Origin of the sequence: Cyanobium sp. N5-Cardenillas (assembly GCF_024345515.1) — a bacterium.
GTDB lineage: Bacteria > Cyanobacteriota > Cyanobacteriia > PCC-6307 > Cyanobiaceae > Cyanobium.
The window spans coordinates 1-5,058 of the sequence record NZ_JAGQBG010000209.1; the positions used below are offsets into that span (position 1 = coordinate 1).

General features: G+C 70.1%; 5 protein-coding genes, 2 tRNA genes and 1 pseudogene. 4 read left to right on the forward strand and 4 right to left on the reverse strand.

Annotated features, from left to right (window positions below; all coding sequences use genetic code 11):
• From KBZ04_RS14080 to KBZ04_RS14095, 4 genes are all read right to left on the reverse strand, one after another.
• Window positions 1–787: FAD-dependent oxidoreductase (locus tag KBZ04_RS14080; protein WP_254992529.1), on the reverse strand; the 787-nt coding region annotated here is incomplete at its 3' end.
• A 21-nt stretch (window positions 788–808) separates the two neighbouring features.
• Window positions 809–1,621, reverse strand: coding sequence for a TrmH family RNA methyltransferase (locus KBZ04_RS14085; RefSeq protein ID WP_409995990.1), 813 nt, complete (start codon window positions 1,619–1,621; stop codon window positions 809–811).
• Between the two features lie 50 nt (window positions 1,622–1,671).
• Complete coding sequence (locus tag KBZ04_RS14090; RefSeq protein ID WP_254992531.1) at window positions 1,672–1,920, reverse strand: hypothetical protein; 249 nt, start codon at window positions 1,918–1,920, stop codon at window positions 1,672–1,674.
• A 10-nt stretch (window positions 1,921–1,930) separates the two neighbouring features.
• Window positions 1,931–2,014, reverse strand: a tRNA-Leu gene (locus KBZ04_RS14095).
• A gap of 166 nt (window positions 2,015–2,180) precedes the next feature.
• Between KBZ04_RS14095 and murA the strand changes: the two genes are divergently transcribed.
• The 4 genes and pseudogenes from murA to KBZ04_RS14115 all read left to right on the forward strand — a co-directional run.
• Window positions 2,181–3,488 (forward strand): UDP-N-acetylglucosamine 1-carboxyvinyltransferase, encoded by a 1,308-nt coding sequence (gene murA / locus KBZ04_RS14100; protein ID WP_254992532.1) that lies wholly within the window; start codon window positions 2,181–2,183, stop codon window positions 3,486–3,488.
• Window positions 3,489–3,500: 12 nt separating this feature from the next.
• A tRNA-Leu gene (locus KBZ04_RS14105) sits at window positions 3,501–3,582 on the forward strand.
• Entirely contained in the window at window positions 3,558–4,772 is a 1,215-nt protein-coding gene (locus tag KBZ04_RS14110) for an aspartate aminotransferase family protein (protein ID WP_254992533.1), read from the forward strand. Before KBZ04_RS14105 ends, KBZ04_RS14110 begins: the two co-directional genes overlap by 25 nt.
• Before the next feature lie 13 nt (window positions 4,773–4,785).
• Window positions 4,786–5,058: pseudogene (locus KBZ04_RS14115) on the forward strand (bifunctional folylpolyglutamate synthase/dihydrofolate synthase); the annotation flags it as partial.

Below are 5,058 nucleotides of genomic sequence, written 5' to 3' on the forward strand. Positions count from 1 at the left end.
GGCAGCCGGGGGTGATCTTGCTGGCCAGCACGCCGGAGCGGGCGTCGATGTCGCGGCCATCGATCAGATGGCGGGCGGCGATCTTGGCGATATCCGGGTCAAAGGTGGGCATCACCCGATCAAGGGCCTCGATCATGGTGACCTCGCAGCCCAGGGCCGTGTACACATCAGCGAATTCCAGGCCGATGTAGCCGCTGCCGATGATCGTGATCCAGCGGGGCAGCCACTCCAGATTGATGGCCTCGTCACTGGTGAACACGGTGCGGCCGTCGGTCTCGATGCCGGGCGGCACGAAGGGATCGGAGCCGGTGGCGATGATCACCTCGCGGGCCGCATAGACACGCTCCACCCCGCTGGCCTCCCGCACGGCCACCCGCTGGGGCCCGTCGAGCCGTCCCTTGCCCCGCAGGATCGTGGTGCCGGAGCGCTCCAGCGTTTTGGTGAGATTGGTGCGGATCGTGGCCACCAGCTGGGCGGCGTGGTCGGCGATCTTCTGGCGCTCGAAGCGCACCGGCGCCGCATGGATGCCGAAGCCCTTGAGGTGCTCGGCGTCGGCCAGTTCCCGCACCCGGCCGCTGGCCGCCAGCAGGGCCTTGGACGGCACACAGCCCCGGTTGACGCAGGTGCCGCCCATGTCGCGGGATTCCACGATCGCCACCTTCAGGCCGTGGTCGGCCCCATGTTTGGCCGCATCGAAACCGCCATAACCGGCGCCGATCACGATCACGTCGAAATCGAAGCCGGAGGGGGGAGTGGCGGGTGCTGCGGTCACCGGACGGGGCTGCATGGGTAGCGGCATTCTCCCCTGTCAGGGCGCGGGCCGGCCGTGGGCCTGGCGGGTCCGCTCCAGCAGCAGCAGGGCGGCCGCGGCCGCCACATTGAGCGACTCCACGGCGGGGCTATGGGGGATCGTCACCCATTGGTCGGCCAGCCGGGCCAGCTCCGGTGCCAGCCCGGCCCCCTCGTTCCCGAGCAGCAGGGCCGTGGGCCGGCACCAGTCCAGCTCCCAGTAGGGCTGCACCGACCCCGCCGCCTCGGGCACCATCGCCGCCACCAGCTGCACGCCGTGGGACTGCGCTTCGACCAGCCGGGCCTCCAGGTCAGGGGCTGGCATCCGCTCGATCGGCAGGGCCAGGGCCGCGCCGCTGGAGGCCCGCAACACCTTCGGCTGCAGCGCATCGGCCCCCTCCGCCAGCCACACCCGCTCCACCCCCGCCGCCAGCGCCGTGCGCAGCAGGGTGCCCAGGTTGCCCGGATCCTGGAGCCGGTCGAGGGCGAGCACGAAGCCCGGCGCCGAGGCGGCCGCTGCGGGGGCAGGCAGCTGGGCCATCGCCAGGGTCAGCAGCACCCCGTCGGGGTGGCCGGTGGTGGCGGCGGCGGCCAGGACCTCGGGGCTGGCGGTCCGGAGCCGGCCAGCGTCCGGCAGCCGCGCCAACAGGGCGCCATGGCGTTCCTGCCAGTCGGGTGTGGCCAGGACCAGGTCGGGTCGCAGGCCAAGCTCGAGGGCTTCCTGGAGCAGGTGGGTTCCCTCCAGGAGCAGGAGACCCTGCTCCAGCCGTCCACTGGAGCGGTGCAGACGCCGCACCGCCTGGATGAGGGGATTGCGGACACTGCGGATCAGATCGCCGCCCGGGTGCGGGCCGTGGAGGTCAGGGGAGGGGCCCGTCGGCGTCAGATCGTCTTGCGGCGCCGGAGCTTGAGGTGATCTTGAATGACGAGGTCGTCGTCGTTGAGATCAAGACCCTTGAAAGCCGCCACCTCACCGCGGATGCCTTCAGCCTTGAGATTCTCGACCAGACGGTCGATCACGATGTCTTCCACCTTGATCTGGTCGAAGCCATCTGGAGTGAGGCTTTCCAGAAACTTGCCGATGTTCGCTGCGACGACATCGGAGGCGTTGGTGATCTTGAGAACAATCATGGAGTGATCATGCGGATGGGGAGACTTGAACTCCCACGACATTGCTGCCACTAGTACCTGAAACTAGCGCGTCTACCAATTCCGCCACATCCGCGGGCGATGAGCCACCACGGAGGCCGCGGCGCTGGTCGGAGCATAAATCATCGCCGGTGGACCAGCCCGCAGAGCGTCGGCGGCAAGACACTTTGAGCGGCGACCCCTAGACGACGGGATCAATCGTTGTCAAGATGCCCCAGAAATTGATACCAGGACTCCTGTCCATGACCGTATCCCCCATGCCTGTCAAGGCCATCGCCGGCACCAGGCTGGAGATCAGTGGTGGACGGCGACTGGATGGCGAACTCAGGGTCAGCGGCGCCAAGAATTCGGCCCTGGTGCTGATGGCCGCCTGCCTGCTCACCGAAGACGGCCTGCGGCTCAGCAATGTGCCCCCCCTCACCGACATCACGGCGATGGGGGAGATCCTTGCCGCCCTGGGGGTGCGGGTGCAGCGGGGGGGCGACGCGATCGTGCTGCACGGTGACCACATCACCACCGCCGCCCCGCCCTATGAGCTGGTCAACAGCCTGCGGGCCAGCTTCTTCTGCATCGGCCCCCTGCTGGCCCGCATGGGCATGGCCCAGGTGCCCCTGCCCGGGGGTTGCCAGATCGGCACCCGGCCCGTGGTGGAGCACGTCAAGGGACTGAAGGCCCTCGGTGCCCAGGTCACCATCGAGCACGGTGTGGTCACCGCCGTGGTGCCCGGCCGCCAGCGCCGTCTCACCGGCGGCCACATCCACCTCGATTGCCCCAGCGTCGGCGCCACCGAGACCCTGATGATGGCGGCGGCCCTCGCCGACGGCGAGACGGTGATCGACAACGCCGCCCAGGAGCCGGAGGTGATCGATCTCGCCCGGCTGCTGCTGGCCATGGGGGCCAAGGTGCGCGGCGCCGGCACCCCCACCATCACCATCGTCGGCGTCGAGCGGCTGCACGGGGCTGACTACGCCGTCATCCCCGACCGCATCGAGGCGGGCACGTTCCTGCTGGCCGGCGCCATCACCCGCTCCCGGCTGCGGGTCTTCCCTGCCCTGCCCGAGCACCTCGGTGCCGTGATCACCAAACTCGAGGAGGCCGGCTGCCGCATCGAGGCTGACGGCCAGGGCCTGATCCTCACCGCCGGCAAGGTGCGGGCGGTGGATCTGCGCACCCAGCCCTTCCCAGGCTTCCCCACCGACCTGCAGGCCCCGTTCATGGCCCTGCTGGCCACCGCCGAGGGCACCAGCATGGTGGTGGAGAACATCTTCGAGAACCGTCTCCAGCACGTGGCCGAACTGCAGCGCATGGGGGCGTCGATCCGCATGCAGGGCAACACCGCCTGCGTCGAGGGGGTGGCCCGCCTCAGCGGCGCCCCGGTGCATGGCACCGACCTGCGCGCCTCCGCCGCCATGGTGCTGGCGGGCCTCGCCGCCGACGGCATCACCACCGTGCGGGGCCTGGAATACCTCGACCGGGGCTACGCCGGTCTGGAGGGCAAACTCAACGCCGCCGGCGCTTCGATCCGCAGGCTGCCATCGGTCGCCGCCTAGAGTCCGGCCTGCGGGAGCGTGCCGGAATTGGTAGACGGACTCGACTCAAAATCGAGCGCCTTCGGGCATGTGGGTTCGAGTCCCACCGCTCCCATCGAACCGGTGATGGACACCTACGCCCGTTACCCCCTGGAGCTGAAGCGGGGCCGTGGGGTCTGGCTGTGGGATCAGCAGGGGCGGCGCTATCTCGACATGGTGGCCGGCATTGCCGTCTGCACCCTTGGCCACAGTGATCCGGTGCTGCAGCAGCGACTCTGCCGGCAGCTGGGCCGGCTCCAGCACGTCTCCAACCTCTACCGGATCCCGGAACAGGAAGCGCTGGCCACGGCGATCACCGCCCGCAGCTGCACCGACCGGGTGTTCTTCTGCAATTCCGGCGCCGAAGCCAACGAGGCCGCCATCAAGCTGGCCCGCAAGCATGGCCATCTGGTGCGGGGCATCGCCGAGCCCCTGATCCTCACCGCCCAGGCCAGCTTCCACGGCCGCACCCTGGCGACGGTGACCGCCACGGGCCAGCCCAAGTACCACCAGGGCTTCGAGCCTATGGTGTCGGGTTTCCGCTACTTCCCCTACAACGACACCGCCGGCTTCGAAGCGCTGCTGGCCGCCTGTGAAGCCGAGGGTCCCCGGGTGGCGGCGGTGCTGCTCGAACCCCTCCAGGGGGAGGGCGGGGTCAACCCCGGCGATCCGGCCTTCTTCCGGCGGGTGCGCGAGCTCTGCGACGCCCACCGGATTCTGCTGATCTTCGACGAGGTGCAGATCGGCGTCGGCCGCAGCGGCCGCTGGTGGGGCTACGAACAGCTGGGGGTGGAGCCTGACGCCCTGACCATGGCCAAGGGCCTGGGCGGCGGCATCCCCATCGGCGCCCTGGCGGTCAAGGCCGCGGCCGACCACTTCCGCCCCGGCGACCACGCCAGCACCTTCGGCGGCAACCCCTTCGCCTGCCGCGCCGGCCTCACCGTGATCGAGGAGATCGAACGCCGGGGCCTGCTGGAGAAGGTGAGCGCCAACGGTGCGCTGCTCCAGTCCCTGCTCCAGGAGCTGGTGGCCCGCCATCCCGACCGGCTGGCCGGCGAGCGCGGCTGGGGGCTGCTGCGGGGCCTGGTGATTAGGGAGGGCGGGCCCACGGCTCCGGAGATCGTCAAGGCGGCCATGGCGGAAAGACTGCTGCTGGTGCCGGCCGGCCCCGGGGTGGTCCGGTTCGTGCCGCCACTGGTGATCAAGCCTCGCCAGCTGCGCAAGGCGGTGAAGCGCCTGGAGAAGGCTCTCCAGAGCCTGGCCTGATCCGTTCCTGTCCGTGCCGTCCCCGCTGCCCCCCCCGGTCGACCTGGGCGACCTGCTCGAACCCTTCGCCCGCCGCGGCGTCGACCTGGGCCTGGAGCGGCTGGCCAGCGCCCTGGCCGCGGGGAACCACCCCGAACGGCGCTTTGCCGCCGCCCAGGTGGCCGGCACCAACGGCAAGGGCTCGATCTGCACCTTCCTGCACGCCATCCTGCGGGCCGCCGGCGTGCACGTGGGCACCTACCGCTCCCCCCACCTGGTGAGCTGGTGCGAGCGCATCCAGATCGAT

What these genes read in the sequence shown, in the direction of transcription:
- KBZ04_RS14090 (WP_254992531.1), bottom strand. Translation starts at nt 1,920, where the DNA reads ATGATTGTTCTCAAGATCACCAACGCCTCCGATGTCGTCGCAGCGAAC.
- murA (WP_254992532.1), top strand. Translation starts at nt 2,181, where the DNA reads ATGACCGTATCCCCCATGCCTGTCAAGGCCATCGCCGGCACCAGGCTG.